This window comes from Marinomonas polaris DSM 16579, assembly GCF_900129155.1.
In the GTDB taxonomy this organism is placed as follows: domain Bacteria; phylum Pseudomonadota; class Gammaproteobacteria; order Pseudomonadales; family Marinomonadaceae; genus Marinomonas; species Marinomonas polaris.
Window position 1 is genome coordinate 31,544 of sequence record NZ_FQVF01000029.1, and the last position, 15,884, is coordinate 47,427.

Sequence of the window (15,884 nt, forward strand, 5' to 3'; positions counted from 1 at the left end):
AAGCTCGTTATGTAGGTCGGCCTGTAGGTCAGATTAGCTGAGGCACGAAGCGTGATCTGACGATTGGCTGTTACCGATGAAATCGAAATGCCGCCCGTAGGTCAGATTAGCCGAGGCACGAGGCGTGATCTGACAGTTGCAGATAAACTAATTAACGCACTGTTTTAATTGATAATGAATTGGCAATAAACAAGATTTAAAAATCATGGAAATAATTAAATGAAGTTTTTAGTCACCGGAGCCGCAGGCTTCATTGGTATGAATGTGTGCAAACGCTTGTTAGAAGCAGGCCATGACGTGGTCGGCCTTGACAGCTTAAACGCTTACTACCTACCTGCGCTGAAACAGCATCGCCTCGCGCAATTGTTGCCTGATGAAAACTTTCGTTTTGTAAAACTGGATCTTGCTGACCGTGAAGGCATGTCTCGGCTGTTTGCAGAAGAACAATTCCAGCGAGTGATTCACCTCGCGGCACAAGCGGGTGTGCGCTACTCATTAGAAGCCCCCTTTGAATACGTAGATAGTAACCTAGTTGGCATGATGACCATTCTAGAAGGTTGTCGTCAAACCAAAGTAGAGCATCTTGTCTATGCTTCTTCTAGCTCTGTTTATGGTATGAACGCCAAAATCCCATTCAGTGAATCCGATACGGTTGATCATCCGGTTTCCTTATATGCCGCTACCAAAAAAGCCAATGAGCTTATGGCACATTCGTATTCACATCTTTATAACATCCCAACGACAGGGCTACGCTTTTTTACGGTATATGGTCCTGGCGGCCGCCCTGATATGGCGCCTTGGTTATTCACCGAAGCCATTCTGAACGATAAGCCGATAAAGGTATTTAATCACGGCAAAATGATGCGTGACTTTACTTACATCGATGACATTGTGGAAGGCGTGATACGCATTCAAGACGTGCCGCCACAAGCGCAACAAAGCCAAGACACGACAGCACCTTACGCGATTTACAATATTGGCAATAATCAACCTATTCAACTGTCCGAATTTATCGAAGCCATCGAAAGCGCCTGTGGTAAAACTGCCGAGAAAATCTACATGGACATGCAACCTGGTGATGTACCCAAAACCTACGCAGACACGGCTCAACTAGAAGCCGTAGTGGGATACAAGCCTGCCACAACGATACAAGAAGGCATGGTCAAATTTGTTGAATGGTACAAAGCCTTTCAGAAAGAGTTATAAGACCGTAGATCGACAAAGGTATTTTGTAGGTAGGCCTGTAGGTCAGATTAGCTGAGGCACGAAGCGTGATCTGACGATTGGCTGTTACCGATGAAATCGAAATGCCGCCTCGTAGGTCAGATTAGCCGAGAAGCTCGTTATGTAGGTCGGCCTGTAGGTCAGATTAGCTGAGGCACGAAGCGTGATCTGACGATTGGCTGTTACCGATGAAATCAAAATGCCGCCGGTAGGTCAGACGAGCCGAGAAACTCGTTATGTAGGTCGGCCTTTAGGCCGTCAAAAGATGTGCCACGGCAAATCACAGTATTACGTAGGTCGCGCCTCGTAGGTCAGATTAGCCGAGAAGCTCGTTATGTAGGTCGGCCTTTAGGCCGTCAAAAGATGTGCCACGGCAAATCACAGTATTATGTAGGTCGCGCCTCGTAGGTCAGATGAGCCGAGAAGCTCGTTATATAGGTTGCGCCCGTAGGTCAGATTAGCCGAGGCACGAGGCGTGATCTGACGGTTGAATATGAACTTGCAATGAACGATATGATTTTGTTGTTCGCAAAATACATTTGATATTTATGGAAAACACGATGAAAAAATACAAAATCGCCATTGCCGGAACCGGCTACGTTGGCTTATCAAACGCCATGTTGCTGGCACAGCACAATGACGTTATTGCTGTCGATATTGTTCCTGAAAAAGTCGCCATGCTGAATAACAAGCAATCACCGATTGCCGATACGGAAATCGAAGACTTCTTGGCAAACAAAACGCTTAACTTCACTGCCACGCTAGACAAACAAGCAGCCTACAAAGACGCAGAGTTCGTCATTATTGCCACACCGACAGATTACGACCCAAGTACGAATTACTTCAATACCAAGTCGGTGGAAAGCGTCATCCAAGATGTATTGGCGATTAACCCCAATGCCGTCATGGTGATTAAATCCACTGTGCCAGTGGGCTACACGAAAAGCGTGAATGAGAAATTCAACACATCGAATATCTTTTTCTCACCAGAGTTTTTACGAGAGGGCAAAGCCCTTCATGACAACTTGTATCCATCTCGTATCATTGTTGGTGAGCGCTCACCAAGAGCTGAAGTATTTGCAGGTCTGCTTAAACAAGGTGCAATAAAAGACGATATCGAAATACTCTTTACTGACAGCACCGAAGCGGAAGCTGTTAAGCTATTTTCAAATACCTATTTAGCCCTTCGAGTCGCTTACTTTAATGAGCTAGATACTTACTGTGAATCTCATGGTTTAGACACTAAACAAATCATCGATGGCGTTTCACTAGACCCACGCATTGGCAACCACTACAACAACCCAAGCTTTGGTTACGGTGGCTACTGTTTGCCAAAAGACACCAAGCAGTTATTGGCAAACTACCAGGATGTACCAAATAACCTGATTCGTGCGATTGTGGATTCGAATTCAACACGCAAAGACTTTATTGCCGATTCTGTGCTTAAGCGTAACCCTAAAGTGGTTGGTATATACCGACTAGTCATGAAAACCGGCAGCGATAACTTCCGTGCTTCAGCCATTCAGGGGATCATGAAACGCATCAAGGCCAAAGGCATTGAAGTAGTCATCTACGAGCCAGTTTTAGAAGAAACCGAATTCTTCAATTCTAAAGTCATAAAAGATCTAGAAGAATTTAAAAATGTGGCGGATGTGATTATCGCCAACAGACAAGACAAAGTTTTGAGTGATGTGGATGATAAAGTGTATACGCGTGATTTGTTTGGGAGTGATTAATTACACGAAGATTAATCAATACGAACTACGACGGTAAGTAAACAACCGAGCCGTAGGTCAGATGAAACGAGGAACGAAGTCGTAATCTGACAATGAAAAACTTGATGACGATTTATTTAAATTAACGACAAAAGAGCCATATAACACAATGAAAGTACTTACCGTTTTTGGTACCCGACCAGAAGCCATAAAAATGGCACCTTTAGTTCATGCACTTGCCAAAGATGAACGTTTTGAAGCAAAAGTGTGTGTTACCGCACAACACCGCGAGATGCTTGATCAGGTATTGGATCTTTTTAAGATAACGCCAGATTATGACTTAAATTTAATGAAAGCAGGACAGACCCTGCCCGAAGTCACCAGCCGAATTTTGCTTGAACTAACGCCAGTACTACAAGAATTTAAACCAGACGTTGTATTGGTTCACGGTGACACAGCCACGACATTCGCAGCTAGCTTAGCAGCTTACTATGAGCAAATCGCCGTAGGTCATGTAGAAGCTGGTTTGCGCACGGGCAATATTTATTCGCCTTGGCCAGAAGAAGGAAATCGTAAATTAACGGGTGCCTTAACAAAATACCATTTTGCGCCGACAGATAATTCCAAGCAAAACCTGCTTAATGAAAATTACGCCAGTGAAAATATTCACGTAACAGGCAATACCGTTATTGATGCCTTGCTTCTCGTGAAAGCTCAAATTGAATCTGACATAGCTTTAACCGATTCTTTAGCAGCTCAATTTCCTATGTTAGACAGTAGAAAAAAGCTGATACTAGTTACAGGGCATAGGCGCGAAAGTTTTGGTGGTGGGTTTGAACGTATTTGTGAAGCGCTAGCACAAACAGCAAAAGCGCACCCTAGTAGCCAAATACTTTACCCAGTACATTTAAATCCTAATGTACAAGAACCGGTTAATCGCATTTTGAGCGATGTGAATAATGTCCATCTTATTGAACCGCAGCAATATCTTCAATTTGTCTATTTAATGAACAGAGCTCACATTATTTTGACCGACTCTGGCGGCATTCAAGAGGAAGCCCCCAGTCTAGGTAAACCAGTACTAGTGATGCGTGATACCACCGAACGCCCCGAAGCGGTAGACGCCGGTACGGTGAAACTGGTTGGCACAGATGTGCTAAGAATCACCACAGCACTAAATGAACTATTAACGAATGAAGTCGCATACAGTGAAATGAGCCGTGCTCATAACCCTTATGGTGATGGAGAAGCATGTCAGCGAATTTGCGATATTCTTGTAATTTAATTTGAAAGCTATGATTCTAAAATAGAATGAAATATATATTTTTAAATGTAGTGAATTTTCTATTGTTTTTGATGAGAAATAAATGAACTCAATATTATTATGTGACCACTATTTAGATCCTAGACTTGTTAGGCGGAAGAAATGGTTAGACGGTTTTTTTGGTTCTTGCGATGTATATGTTGATAAAACACGCGGTGAGCATTTTAAAAATGATGGGATGATGGAGAAAGATATTAATGAAATCAAAATAAAGCATATATTGAAATCAGATTTAATATATATAAGTGGTGTGAGAGTTTTAATATCTCATTTTACTTACTTTCTTATTGCACGATTATTGAATAAAAATATGGTTTATGAAATACCTGATCTTCCTCTTAGAAGTAAATCAAAGGTAAAGAACTATATAATAAGTTTTATTTTTAAATTCCTAGTATTTCTACTTTTTAAACGAGTTGTTATTACATCTAGTGCGTTTGTTCATAAGTTACCTAAAAAAATTGATTTTTATGAATGCGAGAATCTACCGAGTGAGGTAGATTCTTATAATAAAGTTAAGTCAAAAAAGTTAAAGACGATTGCATTTGTTGGTGTATTGAGGTACTTAAAACAGATGGAGTTTTTGATAAAATACGCATCAATGAGGCAGGTTTGTGTGGATTTTTATGGAGGGCCCGATGATGCTATTGAAGAATTAAAAAAATACAATGATGGATTGAATATACATGCACCTATAAGATTTTTTGGTAAGTTTAAATCGTCTGATATAAAATTTATTTATGATGATATTGCATTTGTATATAGCGTTTATGATGTAGAGCAAGAAAATGTTAGACTGGCGTTGCCAAATAAATTATACGAAAGCATTTTGTTTAAAACTCCTATAATTGTTTCGAAAAAAACACATTTGTCAAATATGGTAGAGAAGGAAAAGTGTGGTTTTTCTGTTGATTCTCAAAACTTCAATGATTTTTGTATAGATATGGATATTGGATTGGCCGATACATATCAATTTGATAGTGGTGTATTAGAGGATAAGATTTTAAACCAAGAGATAAGGTTTATTGATTGGATAAAGAAGTCGTTATTATTTTAAAGTAGGGATTTTAGAATGTTAGTTTCAATTGTTATGCCAACCTATAACTCAGAGTCTTTTGTATTGGATAGTATACAATCTGTTATTGATCAGACATATACTAATTGGGAGTTGATAATTGTCGATGATTGCTCTATTGATAATACATATGCTCTTGTTGAATCTAAGTTTTTAGAAGATGAAAGAATAAAATTATACAAAAATGATATTAACTCTGGTGCTGGTATTACTCGAAATAAAGGTTTGAGAAATACAAGTGGTGATTTTATTGCATTTTTAGATTCGGATGATATATGGGCGTCTAATAAATTATCAATCCAAATGGAAATACTTATAAGAGAAAATTTAGATATAATACATACTAACTATTTATTTATAGATGAATGCGGTAAAAGAATAAATGGAAAAGTTAATGTGTCTTCCCTAGTTGATCTGAATTCATATATGAAAAATACTGAAATTGGTATGTCAACAGCAATAATTAATGTACGAAATGTAGGTGTGTTTTCTTTTGATGAAATGAGAACTAGGCAAGATACTAAATTATGGATTTCATTATTGAGTCAGGGCTATAAATCTAAGGGTATTGATCAGGATTTAGTTTTTTATCGAGTTCGAAGCGGACAAATAAGTAAGAATAAATTTTCGGTTGCATTAAAAACACTTAAATTATATTTGAATGTAAAAGAAATACCTTTATATAAAAGGATATATAATTTTATATATTATGCAATAAATGGTGTGCTTAAGAGAATGAGAAGTAATAAAAATGTCATTTAGAAATAGTGCTATTTGGACAATCTTATGTAATCTTTTTGTTAGCGTGATTAATATTTTAGGTATTAAGATATTAAGTCAACTTTACTCGATGGACTTATATGGTCAAGAATTATACTTGTATTCTAATTCTATTATTATTGGCTCTATTCTTGGTTTGGGGATGGGGCAAATTATAAACCAATCACAATCATCCAATGATAAGTATAAAGATACCATTTATAAGGTTATTTTAAAAACTGTAGGCATTTTTTTTGTAATATCTTATATTTTTTCTTTTCAATATTTTGATATCATCTTAAAGTATATAGGTGTCAGTTTTAAGCAGTTTAATGTTGCTGTGTTGATACTTATATTATATACATTTGATAATTTGAATCGTAGCTTTTTAATTGGAAGGAAATTAATAAAACAAGTCTCATTGAGCTTGTTAGTATTTACTTTCATGGGGTGGCTCTTTATTTGTCTTATGTATTTATTTGGTATTGAGAACTTTTATCTATATGGAATGCTTTTTATAGCTGTGTCTAATCTTATTTTTACTAGTTATTTAGTAAATAGCTCTTTATTATCTATTGAGGTTTTTGATACACAGAAATACAAATTTTTATTTTTTGGTAAGGTGCTTCCTGCACTTACAAGTCAGTTTTTGGGATCAATTCCGCAAATAGTAATTAGTACACAACTGATAGTGTTTTATAGTCCCCAGAGCGTCGCCATATATATTGTATCAATGTATATTTTTAGAGCTATGTTGTTCGTGCCTTCTGGTGTTCAAAGAGTTATGTTGCCTTACTTAGGTGAAGTTAATAATGAAAAAAAAATAAACATTATAATTAAAAATATGATTTTAAATTTGGTTATAAGTCTGCCATTTATATTTATTATTTTTTTTGCGGACGAAAAAATATCTGCCTTATTTGGTTTTGATTATTCATCTGCAAGAAATATATTTTTATACACAGTGATTGCTGGTGGCATAGCTTCTTTTGTCGCGCCTATAGGTCAGTTGATAATATCGTTGGATAAATATTATATTAGTTTTTTAATGAATTTCTTCTGGTCAATTATATATATATATATATCATATTTTTTCATGAGTAATGGTTTTCACATAGAGTTTATTATGCTTTCACTTTTTGTTAGCTACTTTATCCATGCTGCTTTTGGGGTGCTATTATTAATAAAGGTGAGAAATGAAACTAGTCATTGATCTTTTTTCTAAAAATTGGGTCCATAAAGACTTCAATATTCAATTTTTGAGGCAGTTCACAGGTAAAGAAGATATAGTTTTTGGGAATGAAGGTGCAGAGTATTTGAAGTCATTAAGAAATGATAAAATATTTTTCTTTAAAGGTTGGAGGGATTTTTATAAACTTATTCAGCTTTTGATTTGTGCTGAAGATGTTGTTTTTCTCGTATTAATGAATAAATATATACCGTTGGTTTTTTTTAGTATTTTATTAGGAAAAAAAACTTCTTTCATAGTACATAAATATAATCTTACAACAAGAAAACGAAGAAAATTTGTAAATATACTATATCAGATTTTAGAACGAATCGGTTTGATTTCTATAAGTTTTGAGGAAATAGATTCAATTTTTTTGAATAATAAAATTATAGAGCTCGATATGTGGGAAAATACACAAAAAGTACCTCTAAAAAAAGGTAATCACATAAGCAAAATTGCTTTTATTGGTAAGCCTATAGTAGGTAAAAATTTCGATTTGTTATTATCCTTGCGTGATAAATATAATTTTGAAGTATATTTGTACTGTGATGAGCCTCTGAATATAAAAGAGTGTGTAGTAGTTCCATTTAAAAGTGCAATTGATGAGTGTGATTTAATTTGGGGGTACTATGATCCAAAGTTCTATAAAGGAATTCAAAGTGGATTATGTTACCCTTCCCTTAACAATGGTCTACGAGTGATTACTAATAATAATATGGGTTTTGTTTATTTTTCTAAAATTTATCCAAATCATACAATTAAATTATGTTCTTTATGTGAGTTGGAAAAATTTATAATGGGGGAACTATGAAAATTCTTGTTGTGACTACATCTTATGGAGAATACAGTGATTCTCACACTATAAGATTATCAAATTTATTATCAAAGCTTAGTGAATTTCATAGAATAGATTATTGTTTTCCATCATCATCGTCTAAATCTAGAGTTTTAGATAATGAAATTGAAATAAAATCTAATTATGGATTGTGTTTTTCCAGTTTTCTAATGAAAAGATTTAAATATTTTCATTTAATATATATAAACTTAATAAAAAAATTCTATTTTCCTGATAGATTTAAAGGTTTTGGCAATGCAGTAGTTAGATATTTTGACCTGAAAGGTGGGTGTGACTATGATTTTATTTTGAGTGCATCTGGAAGTATTGAATCTCATATAGCTGGCTATAAGTTGGCAAAGCGTTATGGTATTAAGTTGGTTTTAGATTATGGTGACCCTATATATAGTTTAATGAAAAGCAATTCTTCTTTAAATAAAATAAAATCATTAGAAAAAAAAATAATCGATTACGCTAGCGCTATTGTTTTTACTACAGAGTCTACTAAATGCCAATATGATTTAGAGTTCTTGTGTGGTGGGAAATCATCTGTTATACATTACGGGTATGATTTTGATAGTATTAAAAAATCTGAAGAAATAATTGATAATTCTATTGATTTTAAGTCTATTGATTTTATTACTCATATCGGTACTGCTTTTACGAATGATCGCAATTTAATTCCTTTGATTGATGCTATCCATTATCTTCAAAAAAATAAGCCTATTGGCTTTATTCTTGCCGGAAGACGCTCGTTAATATTTTCTGATTACTCGAGAGAAATAGGTTTGAAGAATTTTAAAGATTATGACTTTCTTAAATATGAAGAATCAATCCTATTTCAATGTAAATCAAAAATTAATGTTATTGTTGGAAATAAGGATGGTCGTCAGGTTCCAGGTAAAATTTATATGTCAGCTGTAATTGGCGAAAGAATTCTTTATATTTCACAGTGTGATAAAGAACAGGACGAGTCTTTAAATATACTTAAAAGGCATCCTAATATTGTGTTTTGTGAAAATGAAAAAAATAGTATTATTTCTGGAATACTACAGCTTATTGACTCTAGTATTGGGGAAAGTGATGATTATTTTTATAGATTTGAAAGCTCTAATCTATCTAAAAAGTTGGAGAGTATACTAGATGCTTGTCAATAAAGTTGATGCTTTAAACAGGGAAGAACTTTTGGAAATTGTGAAAATTCATAAGGTTTATTATCCTTCAGGTCATATGACTAAGCTTTTTAGTGATGAATTGCTATTCTCGTACTACCAGTTGATATCTGATTGTGCACAAGATATTTTAATAGTTAAAGATAATGGTGGCTCTATAATAGGTTTTGCATTTTTGGGGAACTCATTTGGAGCTGTTATGAAAAATTTAATATTAAGAAATAAAATAAGAATGGCTTTTTTTTGCGCTAAAAATTTTAAATATGTTATAAGTTTTTTTCTAGATAGATTTGGATGTGGTTCAAGAGGATTTAATTCCTCATCTGATGTTAGGTTGATTTCTATTGTAGTAAATACTGATTTTAGAAAAGGTATTGGTTTTAATATTCTTGAGTTTATTAAGACACAGTTATATCCTAATCTAATTGTTGGACTTTCAGTTAAAACATCTAATATACATGCTGTGAATTTTTATATAAGAAATGGTTTTTTTGTTGAAAAAATAATACGCGATAAGATTTTTATGGTAAGTAGATGATATATTTATTTACTATAATATATATAGGTTGTCTTTTTTTTAAAGTTTTTAAAGACTGGAATAAGTCTTTATTATTAACGCCAATAAGTGGTTTGGGTTTTGTTGCTTTTTTAATTTTATTGGTGCCTTTCTTATTAAACGAAGAAATATATGTATCACCAACTGCTATTGTTGGCTTGTCTACATTGATTTTTTTATTTCTATATACGCCGAGTTCCTTTAAGAAAAGATTGAAAGTATTTAGGGTTAGGGGGGCTAGTGAAATAAAGATTTTTTTCTTTTTTATTTTTTTAATTCATCTTTTAATTACGTTTAAGTTCTCTTTCGATATAATAAAAGTTCATGGTGTTCTGGGTGCTTTTTTTAGAAATAGATTGGACGACTATTTAAATTCTGATATAGGTTCTGGTGCTGCATTAAATACGTTTCATTTGTTGAGTCAGTATGTTTTTTATTTTTTCCTAGGGAGATTGTTGAGTGGTAGATATCGATTTCTAGGTGTGGGAGTTGTTTTATTTTACGTTTTTTGTATATCTATTTATGCAAACACTAGGCTGTCAGTTATAATACCTGTGTTAATATGTCTTTCATATTATTGTTATTTAAAAGAAATTAAATTTACTAAAATTTTGGCTGTTGCTTTGATGTTTTTTTCTATACTACCAGCATATCTCGTCCTTGCTAATAATTTGCGACACGGAATTGAAACATTTAATTCAGAGGTTAGTGTTACGAAAATTATTGCAGATCAATTGGATTATAATAAATATATAAATGAGTTAAATGAACATTATGACAGCTATGAGAAGTTTGAATACGGCTCTGGCTGGTTGTTAGCTTCTTTAGGAAATGTAGTGCCAAGATTTATTTGGAAAGATAAGCCTGTTACTTCTTTTTCAAATCGTTTGACAGTTGATATAACCCAAAGAGATTTGTCTTTGCATAATCCTGTAAGAACCTATACTATTTTTGGTACTGGTTATTCTCAATTTTATTACTTTGGTGTCGTCCTAGAAACATTTTTTTATTTATACGTGTTCTCAAGATTGTTTTATTCATTTTCATCTTTACAGGGTGGGGTTTTTTTTGCTGGCTATGTAGCTTGCTTATCACTTATATATTTTCGAGGTGAAACACCTTTTATTCAGTTGATGCTATGTTATTTTACTTACTTAATCTCCGGTTGTTTTAGGAATTATAGTAAGTGATCTTTAAAATTTAATATTATTTGGTATATTATTATGAGTGAGTTTTTACCGTTTGCTTTACCTGAAATTGGTGAGGATGAAATAAGTGAAGTTATTGACTCTTTGAAAAGTGGGTGGATAACAACAGGCCCTAAAGTTAAACGTTTTGAACAGGATTTTACTGAATTTCTAGGTGATTTTAGTTTATATTCAATTGCAGTTAATTCAGCAACCTCTGGATTGCATCTAGCTTTGGAAGCTGTTGGGATTGGACCTGAAGATGAGGTTATAGTTCCGACTTATACATTTACTGCTACGGCAGAGATTGTACGCTATTTGGGAGCAACACCAGTTTTTGTCGATGTAGATCCTGAAACATTCAATATGACTTGTGATAGTTTTGAAAAAGCAATTACAAGTAGAACCAAAGCTGTTATTCCAGTGCATTTTGCTGGCTTAGCGTGTGATATGGACCCAATAATTACTCTTGCAAAAATACGTGGTATTAAAGTAATCGAAGATGCTGCGCATGCTTTACCTACATACTATAAAGGTAAGCTAGTTGGCACATTGGCAAGTGATGTAACCGTTTTTAGCTTTTACGCGAATAAGACTATGACGACTGGTGAGGGTGGTATGGTTGTTACATCAAACCCTGAAATTGCGAAGCGCTGTAGGGTAATGCGTTTGCATGGAATTAGTCGTGATGTTTTTGACCGTTATGCTTCAAAAAAGCCTGCTTGGTCTTACGAAGTTGTAGCTCCTGGCTATAAATATAATATGCCAGACATATCTGCTGCTATAGGCATTCATCAACTAAAAAAACTAAATGTATTTCATATCAAGAGACAAGCAATGGCTGAATTTTACAATGAGGCACTTAAAGATTTGCCTATTATACTTCCAGCATTACCGTTAGGTAATTCTTCACATGCTTGGCATTTGTATCCAATTAGACTGAAAAGTAATGCTAATGTTTCTCGCGATGTATTTATTGAAAAAATGTATGAATTAGGTGTCGGTTGTTCAGTACATTTTATACCTTTACATTTACATCCATATTGGAGAGAGTTTTATGCATTACGCCCCACAATGTTTCCAATAGCGCAAAATATTTTTGAATCGGAAGTGACTTTACCTTTATATACAAAAATGACTAATGATGATCTTGAAAAAGTAGTTTCTTGCGTCCGAAAGGTATTTTCTAATGGCTAAACGATGTTTTGATTTTTTTTGTTCTATAATAGCTTTGGTTCTTCTTTCGCCATTATTTTTGATTGTAGCTATATGGATTAAATCTGATTCGAAAGGTCCTGTATTTTTTCGACAAAAACGAGTCGGAAGAAATGGTATTTTATTTGAAATTCACAAATTTAGAACTATGTGTATGAATACCGAAACTTTTGGTCAGCTTACTATTGGAAAAGATTCTAGAATTACTAGTTCAGGTCTTTTTCTGCGTAAATCAAAGGTTGATGAGTTGCCGCAATTAATAGATGTTTTTTTAGGTAATATGAGTTTAGTAGGGCCTAGGCCCGAAGTGCCTGAGTTTATGGATTATTATCCGGAAGATATAAAAAAGAGGGTTTTATCTGTTCGTCCTGGTATTACTGATCGTGCATCAATTGAAATGGTTGATGAAAATGAAGTTTTAGGTAGATATAGTGAACCTAGACAAGCTTATATTGATGTCATATTGCCTTTAAAGCAGAAGCATTATTTAGACTATGTTGAAAAGAATAACTTAGCTGGCGATTTAAAAATTATTTTTGATACTATATGCAAGATAATAAGAAACTTTTGACTAAAAGCCTTTTTAGTGGTTTTTTTACAGACTATTATTGTGAATTTATTTTTTTGGAATTTTAAAAAATGCAATCTTTAATATTAGTTTAGATATTTATTTAGGTGGGTGTTCAAAATATGACAGGATGATTCTTCATATAAAATCGTGGTGAAAAGATTTTTCATTATCTTTTGATTGATCATACTGATTCTATTTAATGAATATTAATGATAGGAGTCAGTAGGTTAGTTTTTTAACACATCGAGATGATGATGTTGAATTAGTAGATATATATTATATGGTATTAGCGTGAATTTTTAGCAGCCTAAAGATTGTTATTTTTTTAATAAAATTTTTTATCAATATGATTTTCCTTGTCGATTAACTGAAATTATTAGAGAAAAGAATTGAATGTAATTTTTTTAAAATCTTGAAGTATGGTTGACAGTAGAAATTATTAAAAATTTAAGAGAATAACTTATAAGAAAGAATGTTATCAGACTAATATTTATACAGGCTATATTAGTATAGCACTCAATTAGCAAAAGTACTTGTTTTCACTTTTTGGTAAAATACTGTTAAAGTGTCTCTTTACTGTCTGATTACTTGGGTTGAAATCTATGTATATAGTAAACTAACTAAACTAAACTAAACTAAACTAAACTTAAATTAAAGGTCAGATTTTTAGAGTTAATGCTAAATGGTAACGATTGAAAATGAAATTTTATTCTGCCCATAAAAACTCACTAAACCAAATGTCATTTAAAAATGTATCGCCCTTAAATGACAACTAGCTATAATTTCTTAGGAAAAGGGAATAGCATGAATATTTTAATATATACAAGGTATGCAAAATGATAAGAAAATTAAACTTCATTTGGTTTTTGCCGCGTTTTTATAAGCGTTTAATTAGTTTATTTTTGGATGCTTTTTTTATTTTCTTAGCTTTTGTTTTTTCTTATTGGGCGCGCTTGGGTGAGTTTCGTGTGGTGTCAAGTGATGCTATTTTTTTAGTATTAGCTGGCACAATTTTTATTACCTTGATAGCAAATATTAAACTTGGTTTATATCGAGCTATTTTGCGTTATTTAACCTTTCATGCCTTTAGCGCGATTTTAGTCGGTGCGGCTATTTCTGCTTTGAGTATCACGTCTTTTGCGTATTTTTTTGAAGCGAATATTCCACGTACTGTGCCAATTATTTATTTTCCTTTTTTGGTTATGTTGTGTGGTGGTTCTCGGGTTTTGATTCGTGGTTTATTGACGCAGGCTCCACAAAAAGGCTCTGAATCTGTATTGGTTTTTGGTGCTGGGTCTACTGGTCGGCAGCTTACTTTGGCGCTTCGTCAGGCTTCTAGTTATCGGGTAAAGGGTTTTATTGATAGAGACCAATCTTTAGCCAATACCATTATTCAGGGCGTACCTGTTTATAATGTCGATAAAGTCGGCGAATTAATCGAAAAATACGATATTGAGAAGGTGCTGCTGGCTATTCCTAAGGCGAGTCGCTCTGAACGGAAGCAAGTGATCGAGCAACTCATGCCTTATCCGGTGGAAGTGCTTACTGTGCCAGACTTCAATGACATAGTGACAGGTAAAGCGAAGGTTAGCGAACTACAAGACGTCGCTGTCGATGATTTGCTAGGTCGTGATGTGGTAGAGCCTGTTGCCTCGTTAATGCAGGCGAATATATCTGGTAAAGTAGTTATGGTTACAGGGGCTGGCGGCTCGATAGGCTCGGAGTTATGTCGTCAGATTATAGCTCAGCAGCCTAGTACCTTGATTGTATTTGATGTGTCTGAATATGCAGTGTATCAGATAGATAAAGAGCTTAATGAGATTCTTGAGCAAGAGCCTTTTAATGTCAAAATTGTGCCTTTGATTGGATCTGTGCAGCGTATTAATCGATTGGCCTCTACTATGAAAGCGTTTGGCGTAAATACGGTTTACCATGCTGCAGCTTATAAACATGTGCCATTGGTTGAATACAATGTAGTGGAAGGCGTACGAAATAATGCTTTTGGGACTTATTATTCCGCTAAAGCGGCAATTGAAAGTGGTGTGGAATCCTTCGTATTAATCTCTACAGATAAAGCCGTTCGACCAACTAATGTTATGGGCGCAACAAAGCGCATGGCGGAGTTAGGTCTGCAGGCCTTGGCCGAAGCTGAAGCGAAGAAAGCCGCTAAACAAGAAAAATTTACCCGTTTCTGTATGGTGCGTTTTGGTAATGTCCTTGGCTCTTCAGGCTCGGTTATTCCTGTCTTTAAAAAACAAATTCTTGAAAACCAACCTATTACGGTGACACACCCAGATATTATTCGTTACTTTATGACCATTCCAGAAGCTGCTCAGTTGGTTATTCAAGCAGGCGCTATGGGTAAGGGTGGAGATGTGTTTGTATTGGATATGGGTGAGCCAGTTAAGATTGTTGATCTGGCAAAAAATCTGATTCGTTTGTCTGGTTTGGAAGTGAAGTCCGATGCTAACCCAAATGGTGATATTGAAATTCAATTTACGGGTTTGCGTCCTGGCGAGAAGCTTTTTGAAGAGTTATTGATTGGCGATAATGTAAAAGAAACTCAGCATAAACGTATTATGACTGCCAATGAACGGTTTTTATCCTTGCCTGATTTCGTTCAAACCATGGAGCAATTGGACAAAGCTTGCCATGATTTTGACCATGAAAAAGTGCGTGAGATCTTGATTACTGCTCCAACCGATTTCCAGCCAACCGATGGTATTGGAGATTTGGTGTGGAATGCGAAAAAAGCGTTAGATCAGCAAACCGAAGATTCAAACGTTGTTCAATTGAAAGAGCATGTTTCATAGCGTTTTTTGTCGTCCGATTCATTTTTTGTAGATACCATCTCTCCTAATCAGCCTCAAGGTTTTGGTTTAGTGTCATTAGGTTTTTGACGGCCTAAAGGCCGACTTACAGGTGATTGGTTTTTTGTAGGCATCATTAGCGAAGCGTGATATGCCGATGTAGCAGTCCATCGAGTCCATCGTCAACCGTCAGATCACGCCTCGTGCCTC

The 15,884-nt window shown here is 34.6% G+C and carries 13 protein-coding genes; all 13 read left to right on the top strand.

Annotated features, from left to right (window positions below):
• Positions 1–219: 219 nt before the first annotated feature.
• The 13 genes from BUA59_RS22075 (at position 220) to BUA59_RS22135 (ending at position 15,677) form a co-directional block, all read left to right on the top strand.
• The gene (locus BUA59_RS22075; RefSeq protein WP_072842174.1) at positions 220–1,206 is read left to right on the top strand and encodes an NAD-dependent epimerase; all 987 of its coding nucleotides are present in this window, start codon (positions 220–222) and stop codon (positions 1,204–1,206) included.
• 578 nt (positions 1,207–1,784) lie between these two features.
• A complete protein-coding gene (locus tag BUA59_RS22080; RefSeq protein WP_072842176.1) occupies positions 1,785–2,960 on the top strand; it encodes a nucleotide sugar dehydrogenase in 1,176 nt (391 codons plus the stop codon).
• A gap of 148 nt (positions 2,961–3,108) precedes the next feature.
• The gene (gene wecB, locus BUA59_RS22085) at positions 3,109–4,224 is read left to right on the top strand and encodes a non-hydrolyzing UDP-N-acetylglucosamine 2-epimerase (RefSeq protein WP_072842178.1); all 1,116 of its coding nucleotides are present in this window, start codon (positions 3,109–3,111) and stop codon (positions 4,222–4,224) included.
• An 82-nt stretch (positions 4,225–4,306) separates the two neighbouring features.
• Complete coding sequence (locus BUA59_RS22090) at positions 4,307–5,320, top strand: glycosyltransferase (RefSeq protein ID WP_072842180.1); 1,014 nt, start codon at positions 4,307–4,309, stop codon at positions 5,318–5,320.
• Positions 5,321–5,335: 15 nt separating this feature from the next.
• The gene (locus BUA59_RS22095) at positions 5,336–6,100 is read left to right on the top strand and encodes a glycosyltransferase family 2 protein (protein ID WP_072842182.1); all 765 of its coding nucleotides are present in this window, start codon (positions 5,336–5,338) and stop codon (positions 6,098–6,100) included.
• Positions 6,090–7,310, top strand: coding sequence for an MATE family efflux transporter (locus BUA59_RS22100; protein ID WP_072842184.1), 1,221 nt, complete (start codon positions 6,090–6,092; stop codon positions 7,308–7,310). Before BUA59_RS22095 ends, BUA59_RS22100 begins: the two co-directional genes overlap by 11 nt.
• Positions 7,294–8,139 carry a hypothetical protein gene (locus BUA59_RS22105; RefSeq protein ID WP_072842186.1) on the top strand — a complete coding sequence of 282 codons (846 nt, stop codon included), beginning with the start codon at positions 7,294–7,296 and terminating at the stop codon, positions 8,137–8,139. The genes BUA59_RS22100 and BUA59_RS22105 overlap by 17 nt, the downstream gene beginning before the upstream one ends.
• Positions 8,136–9,320 (top strand): glycosyltransferase family protein, encoded by a 1,185-nt coding sequence (locus BUA59_RS22110; protein WP_072842188.1) that lies wholly within the window; start codon positions 8,136–8,138, stop codon positions 9,318–9,320. Before BUA59_RS22105 ends, BUA59_RS22110 begins: the two co-directional genes overlap by 4 nt.
• Positions 9,307–9,873 (top strand): GNAT family N-acetyltransferase, encoded by a 567-nt coding sequence (locus tag BUA59_RS22115; RefSeq protein WP_072842190.1) that lies wholly within the window; start codon positions 9,307–9,309, stop codon positions 9,871–9,873. Before BUA59_RS22110 ends, BUA59_RS22115 begins: the two co-directional genes overlap by 14 nt.
• On the top strand, positions 9,870–11,081 hold the full coding sequence (locus BUA59_RS22120; protein WP_072842192.1) for an oligosaccharide repeat unit polymerase: 1,212 nt from the start codon (positions 9,870–9,872) through the stop codon (positions 11,079–11,081). Before BUA59_RS22115 ends, BUA59_RS22120 begins: the two co-directional genes overlap by 4 nt.
• 33 nt (positions 11,082–11,114) lie before the next feature.
• Entirely contained in the window at positions 11,115–12,275 is a 1,161-nt protein-coding gene (locus BUA59_RS22125) for a DegT/DnrJ/EryC1/StrS family aminotransferase (protein ID WP_072842194.1), read from the top strand.
• A complete protein-coding gene (locus BUA59_RS22130) occupies positions 12,268–12,864 on the top strand; it encodes a sugar transferase (protein ID WP_072842196.1) in 597 nt (198 codons plus the stop codon). The genes BUA59_RS22125 and BUA59_RS22130 overlap by 8 nt, the downstream gene beginning before the upstream one ends.
• An 836-nt stretch (positions 12,865–13,700) precedes the next feature.
• Positions 13,701–15,677, top strand: a complete 1,977-nt coding sequence (locus BUA59_RS22135) for a polysaccharide biosynthesis protein (protein ID WP_217653768.1) — start codon at positions 13,701–13,703, stop codon at positions 15,675–15,677.
• Positions 15,678–15,884: the final 207 nt, after the last annotated feature.